This window comes from Antrihabitans cavernicola, from assembly GCF_008297975.1.
Classification (GTDB): domain Bacteria; phylum Actinomycetota; class Actinomycetes; order Mycobacteriales; family Mycobacteriaceae; genus Antrihabitans; species Antrihabitans cavernicola.
In genome coordinates, this window is the sequence record NZ_VLNY01000004.1 from 45,394 (window position 1) to 70,909 (window position 25,516).

16 protein-coding genes and 2 tRNA genes are annotated in these 25,516 nt (G+C 65.4%); 10 read left to right on the top strand and 8 right to left on the bottom strand.

Annotation, left to right across the window (positions count from 1 at the left end; all coding sequences use genetic code 11):
• Positions 1-147: 147 nt before the first annotated feature.
• The 4 genes from FOY51_RS10050 (at position 148) to acpS (ending at position 12,099) form a co-directional block, all read left to right on the top strand.
• Entirely contained in the window at positions 148-1,362 is a 1,215-nt protein-coding gene (locus FOY51_RS10050) for a sensor histidine kinase (RefSeq protein ID WP_187776265.1), read from the top strand.
• Positions 1,363-1,373: 11 nt separating this feature from the next.
• Positions 1,374-2,030 (top strand): response regulator, encoded by a 657-nt coding sequence (locus tag FOY51_RS10055; protein ID WP_149430421.1) that lies wholly within the window; start codon positions 1,374-1,376, stop codon positions 2,028-2,030.
• 362 nt (positions 2,031-2,392) lie between these two features.
• Positions 2,393-11,680 carry a type I polyketide synthase gene (locus FOY51_RS10060; RefSeq protein WP_149430109.1) on the top strand — a complete coding sequence of 3,096 codons (9,288 nt, stop codon included), beginning with the start codon at positions 2,393-2,395 and terminating at the stop codon, positions 11,678-11,680.
• Positions 11,677-12,099 (top strand): holo-ACP synthase AcpS, encoded by a 423-nt coding sequence (gene acpS, locus FOY51_RS10065; protein WP_149430110.1) that lies wholly within the window; start codon positions 11,677-11,679, stop codon positions 12,097-12,099. The genes FOY51_RS10060 and acpS overlap by 4 nt, the downstream gene beginning before the upstream one ends.
• Before the next feature lie 134 nt (positions 12,100-12,233).
• Here acpS and FOY51_RS10070 read toward each other — a convergent pair whose 3' ends face one another.
• Positions 12,234-12,845 (bottom strand): TetR/AcrR family transcriptional regulator, encoded by a 612-nt coding sequence (locus FOY51_RS10070; RefSeq protein WP_235916267.1) that lies wholly within the window; start codon positions 12,843-12,845, stop codon positions 12,234-12,236.
• Between the two features lie 260 nt (positions 12,846-13,105).
• Between FOY51_RS10070 and FOY51_RS10075 the strand changes: the two genes are divergently transcribed.
• Both FOY51_RS10075 and FOY51_RS10080 read left to right on the top strand, forming a co-directional pair.
• Complete coding sequence (locus FOY51_RS10075) at positions 13,106-14,428, top strand: DUF7159 family protein (protein ID WP_149430112.1); 1,323 nt, start codon at positions 13,106-13,108, stop codon at positions 14,426-14,428.
• A gap of 26 nt (positions 14,429-14,454) precedes the next feature.
• Positions 14,455-15,219 (top strand): TetR/AcrR family transcriptional regulator, encoded by a 765-nt coding sequence (locus FOY51_RS10080; RefSeq protein WP_149430113.1) that lies wholly within the window; start codon positions 14,455-14,457, stop codon positions 15,217-15,219.
• Here the strand turns inward: FOY51_RS10080 and bcp are convergent.
• Positions 15,216-15,689: a thioredoxin-dependent thiol peroxidase gene (bcp, locus tag FOY51_RS10085; protein WP_149430114.1), complete on the bottom strand. Its 474-nt coding sequence runs from the start codon at positions 15,687-15,689 to the stop codon at positions 15,216-15,218. The genes FOY51_RS10080 and bcp overlap by 4 nt on opposite strands.
• 154 nt (positions 15,690-15,843) lie before the next feature.
• Between bcp and FOY51_RS10090 the strand changes: the two genes are divergently transcribed.
• Entirely contained in the window at positions 15,844-16,065 is a 222-nt protein-coding gene (locus FOY51_RS10090; protein WP_149430115.1) for a DUF3618 domain-containing protein, read from the top strand.
• Positions 16,066-16,069: 4 nt separating this feature from the next.
• Here FOY51_RS10090 and FOY51_RS10095 read toward each other — a convergent pair whose 3' ends face one another.
• Positions 16,070-16,915 carry a GNAT family N-acetyltransferase gene (locus FOY51_RS10095; protein WP_149430116.1) on the bottom strand — a complete coding sequence of 282 codons (846 nt, stop codon included), beginning with the start codon at positions 16,913-16,915 and terminating at the stop codon, positions 16,070-16,072.
• Between the two features lie 86 nt (positions 16,916-17,001).
• On the opposite strand from FOY51_RS10095, the gene FOY51_RS10100 reads away from it, so the two are divergent.
• Positions 17,002-17,634: a hypothetical protein gene (locus FOY51_RS10100; RefSeq protein WP_149430117.1), complete on the top strand. Its 633-nt coding sequence runs from the start codon at positions 17,002-17,004 to the stop codon at positions 17,632-17,634.
• Between the two features lie 6 nt (positions 17,635-17,640).
• Here FOY51_RS10100 and FOY51_RS10105 read toward each other — a convergent pair whose 3' ends face one another.
• Together FOY51_RS10105 and FOY51_RS10110 are read right to left on the bottom strand one after the other, a co-directional pair.
• The gene (locus FOY51_RS10105; protein ID WP_149430118.1) at positions 17,641-19,875 is read right to left on the bottom strand and encodes an NADP-dependent isocitrate dehydrogenase; all 2,235 of its coding nucleotides are present in this window, start codon (positions 19,873-19,875) and stop codon (positions 17,641-17,643) included.
• A gap of 165 nt (positions 19,876-20,040) precedes the next feature.
• A tRNA-Lys gene (locus FOY51_RS10110) sits at positions 20,041-20,113 on the bottom strand.
• Between the two features lie 275 nt (positions 20,114-20,388).
• On the opposite strand from FOY51_RS10110, the gene FOY51_RS10115 reads away from it, so the two are divergent.
• Positions 20,389-21,618 carry a L,D-transpeptidase gene (locus FOY51_RS10115; RefSeq protein WP_149430119.1) on the top strand — a complete coding sequence of 410 codons (1,230 nt, stop codon included), beginning with the start codon at positions 20,389-20,391 and terminating at the stop codon, positions 21,616-21,618.
• A 55-nt stretch (positions 21,619-21,673) separates the two neighbouring features.
• Here FOY51_RS10115 and FOY51_RS10120 read toward each other — a convergent pair.
• A tRNA-His gene (locus FOY51_RS10120) sits at positions 21,674-21,749 on the bottom strand.
• 132 nt (positions 21,750-21,881) lie between these two features.
• On the bottom strand, positions 21,882-22,484 hold the full coding sequence (gene orn / locus FOY51_RS10125) for an oligoribonuclease (RefSeq protein ID WP_149430120.1): 603 nt from the start codon (positions 22,482-22,484) through the stop codon (positions 21,882-21,884).
• 223 nt (positions 22,485-22,707) lie between these two features.
• On the opposite strand from orn, the gene FOY51_RS10130 reads away from it, so the two are divergent.
• Entirely contained in the window at positions 22,708-24,360 is a 1,653-nt protein-coding gene (locus tag FOY51_RS10130; protein WP_149430121.1) for a helicase HerA-like domain-containing protein, read from the top strand.
• Positions 24,361-24,398: 38 nt separating this feature from the next.
• Here the strand turns inward: FOY51_RS10130 and FOY51_RS10135 are convergent, their stop codons facing one another.
• Positions 24,399-25,469, bottom strand: coding sequence for a type III PLP-dependent enzyme domain-containing protein (locus FOY51_RS10135; protein ID WP_149430122.1), 1,071 nt, complete (start codon positions 25,467-25,469; stop codon positions 24,399-24,401).
• Positions 25,470-25,516 lie beyond the last annotated feature (47 nt).

Genomic DNA, 25,516 nt, shown 5'->3' on the forward strand with positions numbered 1-25,516 from the left:
CGTTGCTCGTACTGTCGAAAACACTACGAAGCGATCGGGAAGCCGTCGCCGTGCCATGGTCGCGACTTTCTCTCCTACCGCAGGCGGAGGTTGGCAACCGCCCCGAGTCCGATGACCAGGCAGGATTTCCCCTCTAGGGTGATGTGGATGAAGGTGTCGGAATCGATTTCGATGGCCCGCTACCTCGAGCGGCTGCGGGATCACTTCGAGGCGCATGGGTACGGCTATCCGATCAGCTACCTCGCCATTTGTGACGGCGGCATACTGTTGGCTGTCGTTGCCTCTGTTGCGCAGCGATATTCGCAGCTGCTGGCGGTCTGGACGATCCTTGCAGTGGCGTTCTGTGCGTGGCCGCTCGTCTGGTTTCAACTCACCGGGCGGACGTCGGCCGTGATGTCGACGTTTACCGCCATCTGTGCAACCTCGCTGTTCCTTCTCGAGCCGGTGAGCCCGGACTTCTCGCCTGCGATCCTTGCCATCTGGCTCGCGGTGGCGAGTGCCACCGCATCGCTGCGAGTGTCGCTGATCGCGGCGGCTGCCTCGTTGGTCACGCTCGTGGTTCCTGCGCTCGACGGGCGACTGAGCCAGGCGCCGTTCTGGATCGTCGCCATCGGGTTCGGCTGGGTGGTCGGCTACATGATGCAGGTACAACTACGTCTGCTGCACGAGGAGCGAGCCTCACATGCAGCGAGGGAGCTCAAAGCGGCGGCGGACGAGCGCAGCCGCATTGCCCGGGAGGTACACGACGTGGTCGCGCATTCGCTGAGCATCACGTTGTTGCACCTCACCGGCGCGCGGCGGGCACTGGAAGAAGATCGAGACGTCGACGACGCGGTCGATGCGCTGGGGGATGCCGAGCGGGTCGGGAGACAGGCGATGGCGGACATTCGCCGCACGGTCGGCTTGCTGGATCCGGCCCCGGCTACCGCGCCGCCCGAGCCCGATCTGGCCGACATCGACGATCTCGTCGCGGATTTCCGTCGCGCGGGTCAGTCGGTCGATTACGCGCTTGTCGGTGATCCGAAGGCAGTGTCCGCGGTCATCGGACTCGGCCTGTTCCGCGCCGCCCAGGAATCGCTCTCCAACGTCGCGAAGCATGCGCCGGGTCAGGGCGCGCGGATCGATGTTGCGATCGACGAGGAGGTGGCGACGCTGACGGTGTGTAATCCGCTCCCGCCTCGGCATCGGGAGCCGGGCACAGGATCGGGCATCAAAGGTATGTGCGAGCGTGCGAATCTCCTCGGCGGTACGTCGCAGGCCGGTCGCCACGGTGACGATTGGGTTGTGCGCGTTGCGATTCCGCTCGAACCCGACGCCAACACCTCGCGTTGTCTTCAGCAGTTGTTGCGGCGGCAGCCGTGAACGACGTTTCGGTGTTGCTGGTCGACGATCAAGAACTGGTGCGGTCGGGGTTGCGTCGGATTCTGCGACGCAAAGACGGATTCGTCATCGCAGGCGAATGTGCCGACGGTCGCGAGGTTGTTGCCGCCGTCGCCGACTCCACGCCCGACGTTGTGGTGATGGATCTGCGCATGAAGCATGTCGACGGCATCGAGGCGACCCGCAGGCTCCGCGAAACCGACGACCCGCCGCCGGTTCTGGTGTTGACCACGTTCGACGACGATGAGTTGCTCTCCGGCGCACTCCGAGCGGGCGCAGCCGGCTTCATTCTGAAGGACTCGCCTGCCGAAGAACTGATTCGTGCCGTCCGCACCGTCGCCGAGGGCGGTTCCTGTCTCGACCCTGCGGTCACGGCTCGAGTCTTGGCAACCTATCGCCGGGCCCCGGTCGCGGTGTCCCCGAAGGCCGACGCCGAGGACCTGACGCCGCGGGAAGCAGACGTGCTGCTTCTGCTCGGTCGTGGCTTCAGCAACGCCGAGATCGCGCGACGTCTCGGCATCTCGTCGGTGACCGTCAAGAGTCACGTCGGCCACATCTTCGTCAAGTTGGGGCTGCGAGACCGGGCGGCGGCAATCGTCTATGCGTTCGATACCGGTGTCGTCACGCCCGGCATCGCGTCGAACCCGTAGGTCATGCAATCCCGTGACCTGCATGTTTCTACCCACGAGTAACCAACACTCGCATATAACGAATTGGTAACGATCAATCTGAGGGATCCTCATGTTCTCGGTCGTCCAAGCATCGCCGGTGCCAGCGGCGATGGATGGTGAACAATCGTCCAGTTTGTTAATTCTGGTACGGCCGCACCGTTACCGATTCACGATTCGCCGCCGTGCAGAGTGAAACATGAGGGTTCCCTCATGATCTTGTGTCACTCTTGTGAAGCCCGAACGAGGACGTTCGCTGTCGATTGCCCCGACTTGATTCGCGGGCCCGACCATCCCCGCCGAACGCTCGCACCCACCAGGTGCCCACGAGAGGAACCTTCACTGTGACCATCGACGAGAACGCACCCATCGGCAAAGGACGAGGAGCGACGTCGGCACGGCAAGCCCCCAACGGGTCGATGCTGTCGAAGCCGAGCCGCGCCCCACTGGTCGACAGGTTCGTCTCGGGCGAGCCGTACGCGATCGCCTTCGGCGGTCAGGGTTCGCCGTGGCTTGCCGGGCTCGAGGAGATCAGCCGTGACAGCGCGCTGGAGCCCGAGCTCACCGATCTGGTCAACATCGCGGCGTCGTTGCTCGCACCGGTAGAGCAGAAGCTTCTGGTCGTGCGACCGGTCGGATTCGATCCGATCGCGTGGATGCTCGAAAACGACATCGTCGACGAAGAGCGTGGCGAGGCGTCCGCGGGACCGTCGGAAGCGGCCCTTCGCTCCGCTGCTGTCTCGTTCCCCGGGGTGCTGCTCACGCAGCTCGCCGCCGTGCGCGCACTGCAGCTGCAGGGCCTCGACCCCGTGAGCGAGCTACCCACCGCCGTCATCGGTCACTCGCAGGGACTCATCGCTGCGGCCGCTGTCGACAGTGATGGTCGCGACGACGCCGAACTGCTCGCCGTCGCACAGTTGATCGGTGCCGCCGCTGCGTTGATCGGCCGCCGCAGAGGAATCGTCGCCGTTGCCGACCGCTCGCCGATGGTGGCCGTGTCCAACGTCGACTCGGACCAACTCGCGACGATCGTCGCAGAGGTAGCCGCGGCCGGCGATCCCGCAACGGCTGCCGTGCTGTCGATCCGCAACGGTCGCCGTCGCGTGGTGCTGTCGGGTGCGCCCGCGCAGCTGGAGCTGGTCGAGCAGCATTGCGATCGCATCGCCGCCGAGCAAGCCCGCGAACGTGACGCCAAGAAGCGTGGCGGAGCCGTGTTCGCGCCGGTCTTCGAGCCGCTCGCAGTGGAAGTCGGTTTCCACCATCCCGCTCTCGCGGACGCCGTGGAGCTGGTCGGGGAGTGGGCCGCACTGTGCGGTATCGATGTCGAGCGAGCACGCACGCTGACCCATGGTTGCCTGGTCGATCCGCTCGACTGGGTCCAAACCGTCTCGGACGCTGTCGATTCCGGTGCAACCTGGATCCTCGACCTGGGCCCGGGCGATCAGCTCAGCCGCATGACCGCGTCCATCCTGCGGGGCAGCGGCGTCGGCATCGTTGCCGCGGCCACGCGCAGCGGACAGCGCAGCTTGCTCACCCCGGGCGCCGCACCCGAGGTGACGCCGTCCTGGGCGCAGTTCGCGCCGAAGACGATCACCTTGCCGGACGGTCGGGTCGTCGTCGAAACCGCCTTCACCCGCCTCACCGGACGGTCGCCGATCCTGCTCGCGGGCATGACGCCGACCACGGTCGACGCGAAAATCGTTGCTGCAGCAGCCAATGCAGGCCACTGGGCCGAGCTGGCCGGCGGTGGCCAGGTGACCGAAGAGATCTTCGAAGATCGCGTCACCGAACTGCGCACCCTGTTGGAACCGGGCCGCACGGTCCAGTTCAACTCGCTGTTCCTCGATCCGTACCTGTGGAAGCTGCAGCTCGGTGGAAAGCGCCTCGTCCAGCGTGCGCGCGCGGCAGGAGCGCCGTTCGACGGCGTCATCGTCACCGCGGGAATCCCGGAACTCGAGGAGGCCGTCGCGCTGATCCACGAGCTGTCCGAGGCGGGAATCACCCACATCGCGTTCAAACCCGGCACGGTCGCGCAGATTCGTTCAGTGATCCGGATCGCCAACGAGGCACCGGATTTCGCGGTCATCATGCATATCGAAGGCGGACGTGCGGGCGGTCACCACTCGTGGGAGGACCTCGACGATCTGCTGATCGACACCTACGCCGAGTTGCGCAGCCACCCGAACGTGATCGTTTGCGTCGGTGGCGGCATCGGTACCCCGGAGCGTGCAGCCGAGTACCTCACCGGTACCTGGTCGGCGGTCTACGGCTACCCGGCGATGCCGCTCGACGGCATCCTCGTCGGCACGGCCGCCATGGCCACGCTGGAGGCGACCACCTCCGAGCAGGTCAAGCGGCTCCTCGTCGACACGCCAGGCACCCCCGACTGGGTCGGTGCGGGAACTGCCGAGGGCGGCATGGCTTCCGGGCGTAGTCAGCTCGGTGCCGACATCCACGAGATCGACAATGCCGCCTCGCGCACAGGCCGCCTGCTCGACGAGGTCGCGGGCGATGCGGACGCCGTTGCGGATCGTCGCGACGAGATCATCGCCGCGCTCGACGGAACGGCCAAGCCGTACTTCGGCGACGTCGAGACCATGACCTACACGCGGTGGCTCGAGCGCTATCTCGAGGTTGCTGTCGGCATCGACTCGCCCAACGCCTTCGATTGCGGTTCCGACATCGGCGATGTCATTGCGGCGGTTGCCGATTCCCCCTGGCTGGACATCACGTGGCGTGATCGCTTCGCCGAGATGCTGCAGCGCACCGAGTCGCGGCTGCACCCGTTCGATCGGGGCCCGATCCCCACTCTGTTCGCCGACCCCGAGTCGCTCGAGCGCCCCATTGCCGCGCTCTGCGCGCTGAAGGCTCGCTACCCGGATGCCGACACCACTGTGCTGCACCCGGCCGACGTCTCGTTCTTCGTCACCCTGTGCAAGACGCCGGGCAAGCCGGTGAACTTCGTTCCCGTCGTCGACGGCGACGTGCGCCGCTGGTGGCGCTCCGATTCCCTGTGGCAGGCACACGATCCGCGCTACTCGGCCGATCAGGTCTGCGTCATTCCGGGAACCGTTGCGGTAGCGGGCATCACCCGCATGAACGAGCCGGTCGGCGACCTGCTCGACCGATTCGAAAAGGCAACGACGGACTCTCTGCTCGGTGCGGGTCAGGAGCCGCTCGCCGTGGCGAGCCGTCGCCACGTCGGCATCTCAAACGGACCGATCGACATCGTGCTCGCCTCGCCCGATGTCACGTGGTCCTCGCGCCTGACCCAGAACCCGGTGCAGCGCCTCGGCGACGCATCCGAGTGGATTCTCGTCGACTCGCATGCAGTGCACCCGAAGACCGGCGCGACGCTGACCGAGCTCGACGCCACGCACGTCGAACTGTCGGTTCCCTTGGCGCGTAGTGCCGTACGGATCCGGATCACCGTTCCCGCATCGACCAGGGACGGCGGCGCACCGGTGGTGACCGAAGAAGACGCCGACCTGTCGATGGCGGCGCTGCTTTCCGTGGCAGCCGGCCAGGACCTGCCGACCGTCAAGGGCAACACCGCGCGCATCAACCTCGCGTGGTCGCCGGACATGGTCGCCGATCACGCGGGTGTGACCGGATCAGCAATGCCGGAGAACCTGAGCTCGGTGGGCAACACCGTCCCTGATGTGGTCGTCGGTGCCTGCTGGCCCGCGGTGTTCGCGGTGCTGGGCGCTGCGCGCACCGGGGTCAACGGAAGTGTCAGCAGGGTTATCGAAGGCATGTTGGACCTGGTCCACCTTGACCACCAGGTGCAGCTGGTCGGTGAACTCCCCGCCGAAACGAGCATCCTCACGGTCAAGGCGTCGTCGCACTCGGTGCACGACACCGACCTCGGCCGCGTCGTCGAGGTGCACGTGGAGATCGGCGTCACCGATCTCGCGCAAGGGCTGCAAACGCCGGTCGTCGCAAAGCTGGTGGAGCGCTTCGCGATCCGCGGGCGCACCGGTCGGGGTGAACTGACGGATCCGCCGCGTGCCGGTGGTGCCCTGTCCGGCTCGGTCATCGATACACCACGGCGTCGTCGTCGCGACACGAAGATCACCGCGCCGCGCGACATGGGGGCGTTCGCCCAGGTGTCCGGCGATCACAACCCGATCCACACGTCCGACGCCGCAGCGTTGCTAGCCGGCCTCGGCAGTCCGATCGTGCACGGGATGTGGCTCTCGGCCGCCGCCCAGCATGCGGTGTCCGCCATCGACCCCAGGGCGGCCGTGCCTGCCCGCCGCCTCACCTCGTGGACCGCGCGTTTCCTCGGAATGGTGCGCCCAGGCGCAACTGTCGACGTGCGCGTCGACCGCACCGGCGTCGACGGCGGCGCGGACATCGTCGAGGTGTCCTGCCGTGTCGACGGTGACATGGTGATGGTCGCGTCGGGTCGAACGACTGTCCCGAAGACCATCTACGCCTTCCCCGGCCAGGGCATTCAGCGGCAGGGCATGGGCCTCGATGCTCGTGCCAGGTCCAAGGCCGCCAAGGACATCTGGGACCGCGCCGACAAGCACACCCGCGCGGCCCTCGGCTTCTCCATTCTCGCTGTGGTGCGCGACAATCCGACCTACCTGAAGGCGCGCGGTGTCGAGCATCGGCATCCCGATGGCGTGTTGCACCTGACGCAGTTCACCCAGGTCGCCATGGCGACCCTCGGTGTTGCCCAGATCGCGGAACTGCGCGAGTCGGGTGCCTTCGTAGAAGGTGCCCTGCTGGCGGGACACTCGGTCGGCGAGTACAACGCGTTGGCCGCCGTCGCCGGCGTGCTGCCGCTGGAAGCCGTACTCGAGGTCGTGTTCCAGCGAGGCTCGGCCATGCACCAGCTGGTACCCCGGGACAGCAAGGGCCGCAGCAACTATCGGATGGCCGCTATCCGGCCTTCGCAGATCGGGCTGCCGGACGACGAGGTCGAGGGCTTCGTCGCCGCGATCGGCGAGCGCACCGGTGAATTCCTGCAGGTGGTCAACCTCAACCTGCGTGGCTCGCAGTACGCGATTGCCGGGACCGTCGAAGGACTCGAAGCGCTGGAAGACGAGATCGACACGCGCCGGGCCCAGTTCGGTGGCAAGCGCGCGTTCATCCTGGTTCCCGGCATCGACGTGCCGTTCCACTCCACGGTGCTGCGCAAGGGCGTTCCGGAATTCCGCAAGCGACTCGACGAACTGCTGCCGCGAGACCTGCATCCCGAGGTGCTCGAAGGTCGCTACATTCCGAACCTGGTGCCCAAGCCCTTCTCGCTGAAGCGCGAGTTCGTTCAGGAGATCGCGGACTTGGTGCCGTCCGATCCGCTACAGGATGTGTTGGCAGACTTCGACAACTGGGCCGCACGCCCGCACGACCTGTGCCGCGTGGTTCTGACCGAATTGCTGGCCTGGCAGTTCGCCAGCCCGGTTCGGTGGATCGAGACCCAGGACCTGATGTTCGCCGACGAGGCGGCAGGCGGTCTCGGTGTGGAGCGTTTCGTCGAGGTCGGCCTCGGTGCGATGCCGACGGTGGCGAACCTGGCGACGCAGACGTTGAAGCTGCCCGGTCGCACGGGCTCGCCTGTCGAGGTGCTCAACATCGAGCGCGACGCCGCGGTGGTGTACTCCACCGACGTCGATGCTGATCCGGTGGAAGACGATGCCTCGGTCGAGGTGGTCGAGACTGCCGCTGCGCCTGCGCCTTCCGAGGCACCCGCCCCGGCCGCGCCGGCCGCCCCGAGTGGTGGTCCGCGTCCGCAGGACATCGTGTACTCGGCCGCGGATGCGACCAAGACCCTGATCGCGCTGTGGACCAAGCTTCGGCCGGACCAGATCGGACCGGTCGACACCATCGAAGCGTTGTGTGACGGGGTGTCCTCGCGGCGTAACCAGCTGCTGGTCGACCTCGGTTCCGAGCTGTCGCTCGGTGCCATCGACGGCGCTGCCGATGCCGACATGGCTGCTCTGGCAGGCACTGTCGAGAAACTGGCGCGTACCTACAAGCCGTTCGGCTCGGTGCTCGCCGAATCGACGGGCGACCACCTGCGTAAGGTCTTCGGCCCGTCGGGTCGTAGGCCTGCTGCGATCGCCGAACGGGTGAGCAAGGTCTGGGAGCTCGGCGACGGCTGGGCGCACCACGTGCTCGCGGAAGTCGCTCTGGGAACCCGTGAAGGTGTCAGCGTCCGTGGCGGCGACCTCGGTGGCTTGATCGACGGTCCGTTGACCGACGGCGCGTCCGTCGATGCCGTGATCGACGCCGGCATCGCTGCTGTCGCCGCGCGACGGGGCATCACCGTGACGATGCCGTCGTCCGGTGCAGCTTCCGGCGGCACCGTGGACGCTGCCGCACTCGGCGAGTTCACCGACCAGATCACCGGGCGTGACGGCGTGCTTGCGTCCGCGGCCCGGCTGGTGCTGAACCAGCTCGGACTGGTGGACGAGGTTTCTGCACCGGAGAAGTCGACCGATGCCGAACTGATCGACCTGGTGTCGGCAGAGCTGGGCAGCGACTGGCCGCGGCTCGTCGCCCCGACCTTCGATGCGAAACGTGCTGTGCTGATCGACGATCGCTGGGCCACTGCTCGAGAAGACCTGGCGCGCTTGTGGATCGGTGCCGGCGACATCTCGGGGATCACTGCAGGCGGTTTTCTCGGTGCCGGCAAAGACGTTGCCGCCCAAGCGCTGTGGTGGAAGGCACGCGCGGCTGCTGCCGATCGTGCGATTCTCACCGCCGCCTACGGCCAGATCGCCGATGCCGCTCTGCGGAGCGTCGAGTCGGAGTCGTCCGACGTCGCTGTGGTGACCGGCGCGAGCAAGGGCTCGATCGCCGCAGCCATCGCGGGTCGACTGCTGGGCGAGGGTGCCACCGTGATCGTCACGACCTCGCGGTTGGACGACGACCGGCTCGGGTTCTACCGAGATCTCTACCGGGACAACGCTCGTGTGGGCGCGGCACTCTGGGTGGTGCCTGCCAACATGGCGTCCTACACCGACGTCGACGCGTTGATCGACTGGATCGGCAACGACCAGACGGACAACGCCGGTGGTGCCAAGATGCTGATCAAGGCGGCGATGACGCCGACTCTGCTGTTCCCCTTCGCAGCCCCTCGCGTCGCAGGTGACCTTGCCGACGCAGGCGCACGTGCGGAGATGGAGATGCGCGTGCTGCTGTGGTCGGTGGAACGCCTGATCGGTGGTCTGTCGAAGATCGGTTCGGACCACGACGTGGACAGTCGTCTGCACGTGGTGCTGCCCGGTTCGCCCAACCGCGGACTGTTCGGTGGCGACGGCGCCTACGGCGAAGCCAAGGCCGCCTTGGACGCGGTCGTCGCCCGGTGGAGTGCCGAACGTACCTGGGCCGAGCGAGTCACGTTGGTGCACGCCCTGATCGGGTGGGTGCGCGGCACCGGCCTGATGGGTCACAACGACCCGCTGGTCGATGCTGTCGAGGCTGCAGGCGTATCGACGTGGTCGACGGACGACATGGCGACGGCACTGCTGCGCCTGTGCGCACCGAGCACACGTCGCGACGCCGAGACCAAGCCGGTCGAAGCAGACCTGACCGGTGGTCTCGCCGACGCGAACCTCGACTTGGCCGCGCTGGCAAAGCAATCGACCGCCGCGACCGCCGCCGATGTGGTGGACACGGACGACGACGCCGTCATCGCGGCTCTGCCCCCGGCGCCGTCGCAGCTGCAGCAGTCGGCTGCGCCGAAGTGGGGCAACGTCGATGTGGATCCCGCCGACATGGTGGTGATCGTCGGAGCAGGCGAGCTTGGACCCTACGGCTCGGCCCGCACGCGCTTCGAGATGGAGGTGGACGAGAAGCTCTCCGCCGCAGGCGTTCTGGAGCTGGCGTGGAACACCGGCCTGGTTGCGTGGGAGAACGATCCGACGCCGGGTTGGTACGACATCGAGTCCGGTGACCTGGTTCCCGAGGCGGAGATTGCCGACAAGTACCACGACGCTGTGGTGGCGAGGTGCGGTATCCGGCGCTACGAGGACGACGGCGCGATGGTGGAGAACACCGCTCCGCTGCTCACGTCGGTGTTCTTGGACAACGACTTGACCTTCGTCGTTCGCAGTGAGGCCGAAGCCCGGTCGTTCGCGGCCGCCGATCCGGAGCACACGGTGATCACGCCGGGCGACGGTGGCGACTGGACGGTGATTCGCAAGGCGGGCACGGAGATTCGTGTGCCACGCAAGATGAAGCTCACCAGGACGGTCGGTGGACAGATTCCCACCGGCTTCGATCCGACTCGCTGGGGCATCTCGGCGGACATGGCGGGCGCGGTCGACCGGGTGGCGCTGTGGAACATCGTCACCACCGTCGACGCGTTCATCAGCTCCGGCTTCACTCCGTCAGAACTGATGCGCTGGGTACACCCGAGCTTGGTGGCCAACACTCAGGGCACCGGAATGGGCGGCATGGAAGCGATGCGTGGGCTGTACATCGACACGCTGCTCGGCGAGGCTCGAGCGAACGACATTCTGCAGGAGGCACTGCCGAACGTGGTTGCGGCGCACGTGGTCCAGTCGTATGTGGGTAGCTACGGCGCGATGGTGCATCCGGTTGCGGCGTGCGCAACCGCTGCAGTGTCGGTCGAAGAGGGCGTCGACAAGATCAAGCTCGGCAAGGCCGAATTGGTAGTCGCAGGCGGCTTCGACGATCTGAGCGCCGAAGGCATCATCGGCTTCGGCGACATGTCGGCCACAGCGGACTCGGCGGCCATGTCGGCCAAGGGCATCAGCGACAACCGGTTCTCGCGAGCCAACGATCGTCGTCGCGGTGGATTCGTCGAATCACAGGGTGGCGGAACGATTCTGCTCGCTCGCGGTGACATCGCACAGGCCATGGGGCTGCCGGTGCTCGGCGTAGTGGCATGGGCACAGTCCTTCGGTGACGGCGTGCATACATCGATCCCGGCTCCGGGACTCGGCGCCTTGGGAGCCGGCCGCGGTGGCGCGAACTCGCGAATGGCGAAATCGCTGCGCAGCTTGGGTGTTTCGGCCGACGAGGTCGCAGTGATCTCCAAGCACGACACATCCACGGCGGCAAACGATCCGAACGAGTCGGAGTTGCACGAGCGGTTGGCGTCGGCGATCGGCCGATCCGACGGTGCGCCGATGTTCGTCGTCTCGCAGAAGAGTCTGACCGGTCACGCGAAGGGCGGCGCGGCGGCATTCCAGCTGATCGGGCTGTGCCAGGTGCTCAGTCATGGCGTCATCCCGCCGAACCGCAGCCTCGATTGCGTCGATGAGAAGATGCAGGACTACCCGCACCTGGTGTGGGCGCGCGAACCGTTGCGTTTCGGCGAGCAGTTGCCGCTCAAGGCAGGTTTGTTGACCAGCCTCGGCTTCGGTCACGTATCCGGTCTCATCGCCGTGGTGCACCCGGAGGCATTCGTGCAGGCTCTTCCGGTGGACGAGCGTGAGGAGTACCAGCGGCGGGCACAGGAACGCACGATCGCGGGTCGGCAGCGGTTGGCTCAGGCGATGTGCGGTGGGGCTCCGCTCTACGAACGTCCGGCGGATCGCAGGCTAGGCAACGGCAGTGCTGCCATCCGCACGCTCGAGGCAGACGTGCTGCTCGCAGAGGATGCACGGCTCGGCGACAACGGCACATACAAGGCGGGCTGCGCGTGAGCATTCTCGGAATCGGCATGGATTTGGTGACGGTCTCGGAGTTCGCGGAGCAGATGGAGCTTTCGGGCACCACCATGCTTCGGGAGAGTTTCACTCCGGGGGAGCGGCGCTACTGCGCGAGCAAGGGCACCGACCCGGCGCGCAGCTACGCGGTGCGATGGGCGGCGAAGGAGGCGGTGCTCAAGGCATGGGCGTCGTCTCGCTTCGCCCGCAGCCCGCAAGTCGGCGACAACCCGTATCTCCTGATCGAGGTTGTCAACGATGCCTGGGGTAGGCCGAGCATCAAGCTGCACGGGCTGGCCAAGGACTTCCTGCCGCGAGCGCAGATTCATCTGTCGCTCACTCACGACGGCGACACCGCAGCAGCAGTCGTCGTTTTGGAAGATCCGGCAGACGGTGCACCGGTCGATCAAGACTGAGCCGATCGAATCTGAGCCGATCGGGTCTCACTTTGAGTGAACGGCACGTTCGTTCGATCTGACCGCGTGAACGTGCCGTTCACTCGTTCAGGTGCGATAAATCCGCCATTCATGAAATGTCGGCGGAAGGGTGTCTACTTGGTTCGGGAGTCCTTTTCGGCGACCAGTAGGTAGGCGACCATGAGTCGTTTGAGTTCGGCGACCGCATCGGCGTGGCTCTGACCGTCTTGGACGGAAAAGTTCAGCATCGAATAGACGACGTGCACCAGCACCTCGGCCATCATCTTGCGACGATCACGCGGTGTTCGTGGTGTGAGCGGCCGGAGCATCCTCGAAATTACTTCGGCAAATTCTTTCTCGTGGATTGCTCCTGTTGCGCGTGTTGACGGTGTGGATTGCATTGCGAGCCACACTTCGCGCCGAGAAGGGTCGGAAATCCAGAGGGTTGCCAGGTGATCGACCAGCCTGTTCATCGAGCGCAACCAGTCCAGCGACGGTATTTCGCCGTTGAATTCGTCGAGCTCCTGGGATACCGCGACGAGGTCCTGTCGATTCAGCTCGCACACGATCACGTACTTGTTAGCGAAGAATTGGTACAGGGTCCCGATCGGAACTTCGGCTCTCGAAGCCACTTCTTCGCAGGTGAACGACTCGAAACCGACCTCGGTGAGCAGATCGCGGGATGCGCCCAGCAGCGCGTCGAACTTGCGCTTGCTGCGTTCCTGCGTCGGCCGACGTCGCGGCATCAGCTCTTGTGGATCGTCCTGGAGCTCGAGCGCGGGATCGGGACGCCGTGCTGACTGCGTGCTCGTAGGCGACTCCACGAACCCAGGTTAGTCGCCCGTACGCGACCGTGCGGTCTCCCGTCGGTCCGAGGGTGTCGGCGCGGGCGCGAATATAAAGGAAAAAGCGCCCTACCTGGCATTTCGGGTAATATCCAATCCCTGATCGCGTTGGTTCCGAATAACCATCCGAGTGCGTGTCTTATTGAGGAGGGTGATCGAACGTGGCGACTATCGGTGTATCGACCGAACGCGGGGTGGTGCGCGGTGTGCTTCTCGGCGCCGAGCCGTCCGGCAAGGGCGCCGAGCGAGAGCTGACCGTGGCACAGGAACGGCCGGTTGAAGATCAGAACGATACCGCAGCCGCCGTTGTGTCGATGTTGGACTCGATCGACGCGGAGAAGAAGAAGGGCGTCGACATCAGCGGCGCCGCCGTTGCCTACCGCGACGCCGAAGAGCGGCACGCCATCGTGTCCGGCCTCGCGTCGAGCCGCTGGAGCACCTCGTCCTTGGTTTCTGCCAAGGCAGCCCAGCTGGCCAGCTTGAACGAAATGCCCGAGCTCGCCGACTACCGGAACCTCCTCATGTACGAGGTGGCCCCCGGCGTCGTCACGTTCTCGGTAGTCGATCCGACCCGCACCAAGGTCCTCGCGGCCGATTCCGTGGCGTCGAGCTCGCACACCGCCGAGACCATCGGCGGATCGGTTCGCCGTGCGTGGGAACTGCTGGACACCTCCGAGGTCTCGCCCGATGCGGTTGTGCTCTTCGGCTCGCGCGCAGGCGATCCCGATGTGATCCCAGTTCTCGAGATGGGCTTCTCGGTGCCGGTGGTTCGGGCCACCGAGGCAACATCGACGACGGCCTACGGTGCAGCCCTGCTCGCCGCCCGTGACATTCCGGGCAGCGGCCTCGCCGCGGCAGGCGCAGGTATCGGCGCAGGCGCCACACGTTCGAAGCGTCCGTACGTCCTCGCTGCCGCAGCCGCGGTACTGCTCGGTGCAGGTGGCCTGGGCGTCGCTGGTCTGATGTCGAACTCGGATTCGTCCGATGTCGCGACCAACGCCAGCCCGGCGTCGTCGCAGGGTGCTCCCGCCCAGATGGGCGTGACAGGTACCGCGTCGACGCCGTCGGCATCGACTGCCGCACCGGTCCAGATGCCGCCGCCCGCAGCGGTTCCACCGCCTGCGCCTGTTGCGTTGGTACCGGCGAGCGCGCCCACCGAAGACGATCCGGCTCCGGTGGACGCATACACGCCTGAAGCTCAGCCTGCGCCCGCGCCGTGGACGCCCGAGGCCGTGGCCGCTGCGACGCGGGAGCAGCAGACCGCGGCAGCGCCCGCACCGAAACCGCAAGCCGTTGCGCCGGTAGCTCCTCCGGCGCCGGTGGCACCCCCGGCCCCGCCGGCACCCACGACGGTCGGTAACCCGAACCCGTCGACCTGGCTGTTCCCGGGTGAGTCCCCGCCGCCGCCCGCCGGCGATCCCACCGCGGAGGCCTGGTGGGCCAACCACTTCGAGCTCAAGGATCGCTGGCTGCACCACGAGTAAATCGCTCTACGCCGTACGGTGACTGAATGGCCATCGAGCACAGTGGGTCCGGCGACCCGCGTCGGACCGTCGAACTGCTGTGGGGCACCTCGCCGCGCTCGCCGAAAGGGCCCAAGCCGCGGCTGACCGTTGCGCAGGTGACGGCGGCTGCGGTTGCGTTGGCCGATGCCGAAGGGTTGCAAGGCTTTTCGATCAGGCGACTCGCGGACACCCTCGGGGTGTCCGCGATGAGCCTATACACCTATGTGCCGACCAAGGCCGAACTGATCGACCTGATGGTCGACCACGTCAGCGGTGAGACCCTCGGTGCGTACCGCGCCACCGACGACTGGCGAGCCGGTCTGGAATCGATCGCCCAAGCGAATTGGATTCTCTACCAACGGCATCCGTGGTTGCTTGCGGTCTCGCGTGCCCGCAGCCCGTTGGGCCCCAACGTGATGGACAAGTACGAGCGGGAACTTTCGATCATCGACGGCATCGGGCTTACCGACGTCGAGATGGACTCGGTTCTCAGTTTGGTGCTCGGTCACACGGAGTCGACAGCTCGTCGGGTTGCTGACGCAGCCGATGCGGTGCGACGAAGCGGACTGACCGACACTCAGTGGTGGGAGCAGAGCCAGCCTGCTCTGGACGAGGTGGTCGACGCCTCCCGCTACCCGACGGCCCAGCGTGTAGGCGAGGCGTCGGGTCAGGCCCATCAGGCGGCGTCCGACGCGAATTCCGCATTCGGCTTCGGACTCGCCCGCATCCTCGACGGGATCGAGGCTCTGGTGGCTGGGCGAAGAGGTTAGACCGAGATGTCGCGACGCAGCTTCGCGACGTGACCCGTCGCCCGGACGTTGTACTGCGCGACCTCGATCTTGCCGTCTTCGTCGACGAGGAAGGTCGAGCGGATCACGCCCTGAACCTTCTTGCCGTACATCGTCTTCTCGCCGAACGCGCCCCAGGTCTCGAGCGTCGACTTCTCCGGATCCGAGAGCAGCGGGAACGTCAGCTTCTCCGCATCGCGGAACTTCGCGAGCTTGGCAGGCTTGTCCGGTGAGATACCGACGACGTCGATGCCGGCGCCGTTGAGGTCGCCGAGGCTGTCGCGGAAGTCGCACGCCTGCTTGGTGCATCCGGGCGTCGACGCCGCCGGGTAGAAGTACACCAGCACCTTGCGGCCCCGGAAGTCCGACAACGACACGTCGTTGCCGTCGGCATCGGGAAGGGTGAAGTTGGGGGCGTCGTCTCCGGCTGCAAGCCTGCTGTTGGCGGTCACGAGAACTCACGCTACCCAAGGATCGGACAGTCGATGCGTCGACTGCCCCGGTTCGACGGCCTGGCCCTGCACAGCATGCCCACCGATGCTCTACGGTTGATCCCACCAGCGCCGGTAGGTCAGGCGCAGAAGCATCGACCAAGTTGGAGGACACGTGCCTAGGGACACCGAGAGCATCGAGCGGGAGATCGAGGCCGCCCGCAATCAGCTCGCCAACACACTCGACGAACTGAGTGTGCGGGCACATCCCAAGCGCCTTGTCGAGAACACCAAGCAGACCGTGGTCGCCAAGGTCAACGAGCCGAAGGTCAAGTACAGCCTGATCGGCGGCGGCGCGCTCATCGTGCTGCTGTTCCTGGTGAAGATCTTCCGCTAGCTCGTCACGGCTGCTTGACCAGAACTGCTCGGGTGTAGAGCAGGTCGAAACCCTGGCGTTGAACGTTCTGTTGCGACTTGGAGCCCGGTTGCGTCGTGACGATTGCAACGTCGCACCCTGCGGCCGTGGCGTCGACGATGCGCGCGGTGAGCAACGCGGTCTGGACGCCGTGCCTGCGATGTGCCGGAGCGGTTCCCGCGCCGGCGAACTGGGCCACACCGTCGCGCACCCGGTAGTTCGCGCCGCCGGCCATTTCGCCGTTGCGCAGCGCAACGTAGCGGGTGACTCCGGCGCCCAGGAGATCCCTGGTTGCGCTGATGTAGGCAGCGCGCGGAAATTCTTCGTGCCACGGCACACCTTGGTCGTCGGGGTGGGCGGCCGTATCCGCCATCATTTCGAGCCAAGACTCCAGCTCGTCGTCGCCACGTCGAACCTCGATTCCTGCCGGAGGCGCGTGGTCGACCGGCGACGGCAACGCAAGACCGAGCACGTTCTCGAACGACTCCAGCCGATACCCGCGGTCGCTGAGCACCGCGACGAGATCGGGGTCTGCCAGGTGAGCGAGTTCGACCTGCACCGGGGCGTCGTAGGTTGCGAATGCCCGCTCGATCTCGCCCAGCTCGTCCGCGGTGGGGACACCTCCGAAGCCGAGTCCCGCGACCTTGTTGAACGGTGAGTTCTCCTCCGCGAAGCTGGCGACGCCGCCGGCGATGGGGATCACGAAGCCCGTCGTATCCGACCGCCGCCTGCGCGCCGCATCGCTGCACGCGGCGGTGAGCTGTGCTTCGACCCGCTCGATGCGTTCGGCAAGAGCGATGTCGCAGAAGAGCGGTATTCGCTCGGTGGTCATGTCAGGTTCCTTCGGTGAGCGGCTGTCGCTGTTCACGAAACGCTCTTAGGATCCGTTCAACCGGACATTGCGAAAGTGGGATCGACATGGACGCTGCAGGACTCGACGCGGCCGTACTGAGGGCCACCCGCCGTTCGCTGCACGCGGTGGCGGAACTGCTCATTGCCGGTCCGCAGTACCGCGAGCACGGCACCATCCGGTTGGCGGTCACCCCGGGTGGTATCGGCGGAACGGCAACGCCGACACGAATCGACGGCACCGACCTGGTCTGGTCCGGTGGGCGAATGCCGTTGCGGGGCAGCTACGCCGACGTTGCGGCGGCCGCAGGGATAGCACTGGGAGCGCCGGTCGGCGTGTATGCGGACACGTCCGGCGTCGAGGGCGACGAACAACTCGCGGTCGACCCCGACGCGGTGGCGTTGATGCTCGGCTGGTTCGCGGCGGGCGACGATGCGCTGCGCACCTTCGCGCCCGCCGTCACACCGATCCTGTGGCCCGAGCATTTCGACCTCGGCATTGCACTCGACGACGTCAATTACGGCGTCTCACCCGGTGACGCAGACAGCCCGCGGCCGTACGCCTACGTCGGGCCGTGGCAGCCACGCACCGGAGCGTTCTGGAACGCATCGTTCGGTGCGTGGCGCCACGATGGTGAGTTGCCTACGGCACAGAGCATCACCGATTTCTTCGCCGAGGGGCGACGCGAGGCTGCCTCCTGAGTCGAATCAGCTCCGCGTTCCGGACAACGCGTCGTTGAGCGTCTTGCTGGGACGCATCACCGCCGATGTCTTCTCGGCGTCCGACTGGTAGTACCCGCCGATGTCGACCGGCTCGCCTTGGACCTCGCCGAGTTCAGCGACGATCTTGTCCTCGTTCGAGCCCAACGTCTCCGCGAGTTCGCCGAAGTGCTTGGCCAGGTCCGCGTCGTCGGTCTGGGCAGCGAGCTCACGGGCCCAGTACAGCGCGAGATAGAACTGGCTGCCACGGTTGTCCAGCTCGCCGGTCTTGCGCGAGGGATTCTTGTTGTTCTCGAGGAGCTTGCCGGTAGCCGCGTCCAACGTCTTGGCGAGGATCTCGGCCTGCTTGTTGCCTGCCTTCTTGCCCAGGTCTTCCAAACTGACTGCAAGCGCGAGGAATTCGCCGAGCGAATCCCACCGCAGGTGATTCTCCTCGATCAGCTGCTTGACGTGCTTGGGCGCGGAGCCGCCTGCACCCGTTTCGTACAGCCCGCCGCCTGCCATCAGCGGAACGATGGACAGCATCTTCGCGCTGGTTCCCAGCTCGAGAATCGGGAACAGATCGGTGAGGTAGTCGCGCAGGATGTTGCCGGTGGCGGCGATGGTGTCCAGTCCGCGCATCAGCCGCTCCAGCGTGTAGCGCATGGAACGCACCTGCGACATGATCTGGATGTCGAGGCCCTCGGTGTCGTGATCCTGCAGGTACTTCTCGACCAACTTCGTCAGCTCGTGCTCGTGCGGGCGGTACGGGTCCAGCCAGAACAGCACCGGCATTCCTGAATCCCGGGCCCGAGTGACGGCAAGTTTGACCCAGTCGCGGATCGGCGCGTCCTTGACGATCGGCATGCGGAAGATGTCGCCTGCCTCCACGTTCTGCGTCATCAAGATCTCGCCGGTCGCGACGTCGACGATGTTGGCTGCGCCGTCGGAGGGAATCTCGAAGGTCTTGTCGTGGCTGCCGTATTCCTCGGCCTTCTGCGCCATCAGGCCGACGTTGGGAACGGTGCCCATGGTGGTCGGATCGAACTGGCCGTTGGTCTTACAGAAGTTGATGATCTCCTGGTAGATCCGCGAGAACGTGGACTCCGGGTTGACGGCCTTGGTGTCCTTGGTGCGGCCGTCGGCGCCGTACATCTTGCCGCCGAGTCGAATCATCGCGGGCATGGACGCGTCGACGATGACATCGCTGGGGGAGTGGAAGTTCGAGATGCCTTTGGCCGAATCCACCATCGCCAGCTCTGGGCGATGCTCGTGGCAGGCGTGGAGGTCGCGGACGATCTCCTCGTGCAGCGACGCGGGCAACGACTCGATCTTGTCGTAGAGGTCGGACAGGCCGTTGTTGACGTTGATGCCGAGCTCGTCGAACAGCTCCTGATGCTTCTCGAAAGCGTCCTTGTAGAAGACCCGAACGGCGTGCCCGAAGACGATGGGGTGCGAGACCCGCATCATCGTGGCCTTCACGTGCAGCGAGAACATGACGCCGGTCTCGTAGGCGTCTTCCATTTCGGTCTCGTAGAACTCGTAGAGGGCCTTCTTGCTCATGAACATGCTGTCGATGACGTCGCCCTCGTCGAGCGACACCTCGGGCTTGAGTACGACCGTCTCGGTGGGCGTCACCAGCTCCATCCGAACGGTGCGAGCGCGATCGAGGGTCATCGACTTCTCGCCGTGATAAAAGTCGCCCTTCTTCATCGTCGCCACATGGGTGCGCGATGCTTGCGACCACGCGCCCATGCTGTGCGGGTGCTTGCGTGCGTACTCCTTGACCGCCTTGGGTGCGCGACGGTCCGAGTTGCCTTCGCGCAGTACAGGATTGACCGCGCTGCCGAGACATTTGGTGTAGCGCTCGCGGAGCTTGCGCTCGTCTTCGGTCTTGGGGTCCTGTGGAAAATCAGGAAGCTCGTACCCCTTCGCGCGGAGTTCTTTGATCGCGGTCAGCAGCTGTGGCACCGACGCGCTGATGTTCGGCAGCTTGATGATGTTGGTCTCGGGTAGCTGCGTCAGCCTGCCGAGTTCGGCCAGGTTGTCCGGCACTCGCTGCTCTTCGGTCAGTGCGTCGGGAAATTCGGCCAAGATGCGCGACGCCAGTGAGATGTCACTGGTTTCGATGTCGATTCCCGCGGGTTCGGTGAAGGCACGAATTATCGGGAGAAAGGCGTAGGTCGCGAGTCGCGGCGCCTCGTCGGTAAGGGTGTAGATGATGGTCGGCTTGTGCGCGTTCATTGTTCTCCCGGGCGTCATTATCGGATTGCGATTCTGAGGACTCCAGAATGTCACGTCGGCACTCGGTCATGGTGACGATATGGCTCGCACCGATGGTGAGAGTGTTGTGTCCGGGATGCAGAACACCCCCCGTCGGCGCTGTGCCTGCGAGGGGTGTTCGTGTTGTGCGCCATCAGGGACTTGAACCCCGAACCCGCTGATTAAGAGTCAGCTGCTCTGCCAATTGAGCTAATGGCGCCCGAAACGATGTTTCGTTGCGGGAGAGACGATAACAGGAGAGTGGCGCGGAAGTGAAATCAGTATCCGACGTGATCGCGACGCGCCAGGTAACGCTCTGCCCGGACCGCAACGATCAGGTGATTGAACTGTGATCCAGCTCGGGGACGATCGGATGGATCGTGGCGCTCTGGCCTGGCAGAATGCCAAAGTCACCACGATCTCCACAGGCTGGTGGCCGGTGCGACGGAGCTGGTTGACGTCAATGCACAACGAAGAGTGTGAAGTGGGGTTCGTATGCGGGTGGGTCCGGGCGGTGATCGCCGAGTCGGAATGAGATCGGGCCGATGTCTGATCGCGTTGGCGGCTGCGAGTGTCGTTGTCGCAGGGTTGGTTTCGGGTTGCACGACGTCGTCGCACGATGCTGCATCCACGGTGCCGATCGACTCCAATCCGTTGACCGAGCTGATCAAGCCGAAGGTGACGTCCGTCGTGAAGGACGGCGAGGTCGGGGTTTCGCCTGCGGTTCCGGTGACGGCGACGGTCGCCGACGGTCGCCTGGGAGCTGTAACGCTGCTCACACCGGACAACACCCCTGTTGCGGGCGTGTTGTCGCCGGACGGAGTGTCCTGGCAGAGCTCGGAACCGCTGGGCTACAACCGCGAATATCGAATGCAGGTACAGGCCTACGGCCTCGGCGGTACGACGTCGAGCGTGATGAACTTCACGACCAGCGCGCCGGAGAATCTGACCAAGCCGTACCTGCTGCCGGGTGACGGCGATGTGGTCGGGATCGGGCAGCCGGTCGCTGTGCAGTTCGACGAGGACATCCCGGATCGGCTTGCCGCACAGAAGGCGATCAATATCGTCACCGATCCGCCGGTCGAGGGTGCGTTCTACTGGGTCAACAATCGCGAGGTGCGTTGGCGGCCAGAGCATTTCTGGGTGGCGGGAACCAAGGTCGACGTCAATGTCGGCGCCTACGGTCAGGACCTCGGCGGCGGACTCTTCGGATCCGAAGACGTGCATTCGAACTTCAGGATCGGCGATGCCGTCGTACTGACCGCCGACGACAACACCAAAGAGGTGACCGTCGAGCGCAACGGTCAGGTCGAGATGACGATGCCCACCTCGATGGGCAAGAACGACACACCGACCGACAACGGTGTCTACATCATCGGCGATCGTTTCCAGCACATCATCATGGATTCGTCCACGTACGGCGTCCCGGTCAATTCGCCCACCGGATACAAGACACCCGTCGATTGGGCCACCAGGATGTCCTACAGCGGCATCTTCCTGCACTCTGCGCCGTGGTCGGTGGGGCAGCAGGGATATTCGAACACTAGTCACGGGTGCTTGAACCTGAGCCCGGCAAATGCCGAGTGGGTCTACAACAACACCAAGCGCGGCGACATCACGATCGTGAAGAACACGGTCGGCGGGATCCTGTCCGGGACCGACGGTCTGGGCGACTGGAACATCCCGTGGCCGGAGTGGAAAGCCGGCAATGCCAATCGGCAATAGCTGACGTCAGACGCAAACGAGGCCGGTTCTCTGGAGAGAACCGGCCTCGTGTGCTTGGGGTGAGTGACGGGACTCGAACCCGCGACATTCAGGATCACAACCTGACGCTCTACCAGCTGAACTACACCCACCATGTGCCGGACAATTCCAGCGCGATCGATACTAGCGTGCCGGGTGTTCCGGTAGCCAATCGGATATCGGCGACGTCCCCGCGCGCTGGGTGAATGTACCCCTCGTTCGATCTGACCGAACGAATGTGGCATTCACTCCGGGACGTCGAGGGCTTTCACGACCGCGGCGATGTCGTTGGTACTCGGTCCGGGCTCGGCGACGAAGGCGGTGCGACGGTAGTACTGCAACTCCTTGATCGATTCTTTGATGTCCGCCAGCGCGCGGTGGGCGAGGCCCTTTTCCGGCTGGCCGAAGTAGATGCGCGGGAACCAGCGACGGCACAGTTCCTTGATGGAGCTGACGTCGATCATGCGGTAGTGCAGGTAGGCGTCGAGGTCGGGCATGTCCCTGGCGATGAATCCGCGATCGGTGGCAATCGAGTTGCCGGCCAGCGGTACGGCACCGGCGACCGGAACGTGCTCGCGGATGTATTCGAGAATCTGCTTCTCGGCCTCGGCGAGAGTGACCGTCGACTGGCGAACTTCCTCGGTGAGACCGGAGTGCTCGTGCATGTCCCGGACGATGTCGGGCATGGCCGCCAGCGCGTCGTCGTCGGCGTGAATCACGATGTCCACACCGTCGCCCAGCACGTTGAGATCGCTGTCGGTGACCAAGGCTGCCACCTCGATCAGCTTGTCGGTGCCGAGCCGCAGTCCGGTCATTTCGCAATCGATCCACACAAGTTTGTCCTGCACTCGACACACAGTAGTCACTGTGGTCGCTCCACGACGGCGCGCATCGCGCTGTGGGTTACCTGAAGTGGAGGAGAAACGCATCGAGTCTTTACCTTGCCGGCCGGATCGATCGGCACTTCGAACTGTCGGTCGGTGAGTGGAGCGTCCAGGCACTCACCTGCAGCGTTGGCGCGTTATGGTCTGCGGTGGAGCTTTCCCTTTCACCGGTCCCAGGAGGACGTGCATGACCAGTCCGAACGACAAGCTGGCCGCTGCGCGCAAGGCCGCAGCCGACGCCGCCGCAGCGCTCGAAGCCGCAGAGAAGGAAGCTGCGCAAGCGCAAGCGGCTGCGCCCGCAGCCCAGAGCGGTGGATCGGACAAGGCGAAGGCCATTGCGGCCGGTTACCAATCGCAGGGTGCTGCGCTCGAGCTGGGCGCCGTGATCGTCGACGGCACCATCGATTCGCAAGCGCTGGTTCGCATCCCGCTCGCCACGATCAACCGCCACGGGCTGGTCGCGGGTGCGACCGGTACCGGTAAGACGAAGACTCTGCAGGGCATCGCCGAGCAGCTCTCGCGCGCCGGCGTCCCGGTCGTGCTTGCCGACGTGAAGGGCGACCTGTCCGGCCTGTCCGCACCCGGCGAGGCCAACGACAAGATCAAGACCCGTGCCACCGAGACGGGTGCCACCGACTGGTCGCCTGCCGGTTCACCCACCGAGTTCGTTTCGCTCGGCACCGGTGGCATAGGTGTTCCGGTGCGTGCGACCATCACCGCGTTCGGACCGATCCTGCTGAGCAAGGTGTTGGGGCTCAACGAGACTCAGGAGTCCACCCTCGGTCTCATCTTCCACTGGGCCGACACCCAGGGCCTGGCGCTGCTCGACCTCAAGGATCTGCGTTCGGTGATTCAGCATCTCACCAGCGACGAGGGCAAGGCCGACATCAAGGGCATCGGCGGCGTATCGCCCGCCACCGCCGGTGTCATCCTCCGCGCGTTGGTGAACCTGGAATCCGACGGTGGCGACACCTTCTTCGGTGAGCCCGAACTGGACACCAAGGACCTGCTGCGGGTGGTCGGCGGTCAGGGCGTCATCACCCTGTTCGAGTTGGGCGACCAGGCCGCCCGGCCCGCGATGTTCTCCACCTTCCTCATGTGGGTCCTCGCGGACCTGTTCCAGACGCTGCCCGAGGTGGGCGACGTCGACAAGCCGAACCTGGTGTTCATCTTCGACGAGGCGCACCTGCTGTTCGCCGATGCGTCGAAGGCGTTCCTGGACCAGGTGGAGCAGACGGTCAAGCTGATCCGTTCCAAGGGTGTCGGCGTGTTCTTCTGCACGCAGTTGCCGACGGACATTCCGAACCAGGTGCTCTCGCAGCTGGGTGCCAGGGTGCAGCACGCGCTGCGCGCATTCACGCCCGACGATCAGAAGGCGCTCACGAAAACCGTTCGGACATATCCGAAGACAGACGCCTACGACCTCGAAGAGGCACTGACCTCACTCGGCATCGGCGAGGCGATCGTCACCGTGCTGTCCGAAGTCGGCGCGCCGACGCCGGTCGCTTGGACGCGCCTTCGCCCGCCGCGGTCACTGATGGGCACCATCGGAAACGACGCGATCAAGAGCAAAGCGCAGTCGAGCCAGCTCTTCGCGAAGTACGGCGAAACCATCGATCGCGAATCGGCATACGAGAAGCTCACCGCCCGCGTCGCCGCCGAACCCGAAGCTGCACAACAGGATCAAGCGCCTGCCGCGCCGAAGCAGGAGCGCGGCGAAGAAAGCGCTGCAGAGCGGATCATGAAGAATCCGGCGGTCAAGAGCTTCATGCGCTCGGCCGCATCGGCGGCGGGCCGCGAGATCAGTCGCAGCATCTTCGGAACGGGCCGCAGGCGCTGACCAACCGTGCGTGAAATTGGGTGCTCTGGCACCCGATTTCACGCACGGGCAAGCGGGATCGCCAGCACCTCACCTGCGTGAACGTCGAGGGGGAGCCGTACGTCGCCGGCGATCTCCCTGCCGGATCTGGCCAATATCGTCGCGGTGGCTTGCGGCCCGCAAGGATGGCGGTTGACCAGCACCGCGTGGTCGGTCAGCGCGTCGCTCGGGCTGCCGTCGACCCACACGAAGGTATGCCCATCGGTGATCGGCTCGACGAAGTCGATGCGGAACAGGGCGATCCCGCTGCCCGCCAGTAGCGACTCACCCGGGTCGACGGAGATGTTCGGCCTCGGAAAGCGTTGGCGCCCACAGGCATCGTCGAGCGCATCGTCGATCTCCGCGGCAAGATTCGCATCGGCGCATCCGAGTCCGAGTTCCGTGGCGATGACGCCGTGGTCGTACCGTATCTGCGCCATCGTCGCGATCATCGATCCGATGGCTGCGCCGTAGTCGTTGTCGAAGCGGGCGGACGGGCACCAATGCACGCCGGTCAGACGCAGATGATCGCTGGCAACGACGGCCGCGATCACGGCATCGGCATCTTCGCCGGTTCGGACATCGAGCATCACGTCGACCGGACGGCCCGACGCGCGCAGCAACGGTTGCAGATCGTCCGTGGAATCGAGCACTACGCGTCCGATGTGAACGTCGGCACCGAACCGGTCCGCCGCCTCGGCGACGTGGGCCGCGGTGTCGTGCAGGGTGATTCGTCGGGCAGCGACCGAGGCTGTCAACGCGGTCGCCAGCGCGTCAGCGGACTCGACCATGACCGACAATCGTTGCCCGACAACCCAACTGCTGTTGTCGCCGACGCCGAGGACCGCGTCCGGGACGTTGACCCGCGCGAACGGGAACAGTGATCGCAGCGCATCGACACGACGCTGCAATTCGACGTCGCACAGAGCAACTGTGGGCGTGCCGTTGCGATCGGCGACATCCTCTAGCGCACTGGTCCCGACGGTGACGCGGCCGCGATCGTCGTAGTGCGTGTCCGCTGGCCAGACTGCGGGATCCAGCCGCGGTGTCACGACGGAACGCAACGAAGGAAGAATGTCGAGCAGGGTCACCGATGTCTCCTGAAGAAGTCCCGCACCGTCGGCGGATTCATCTTCAG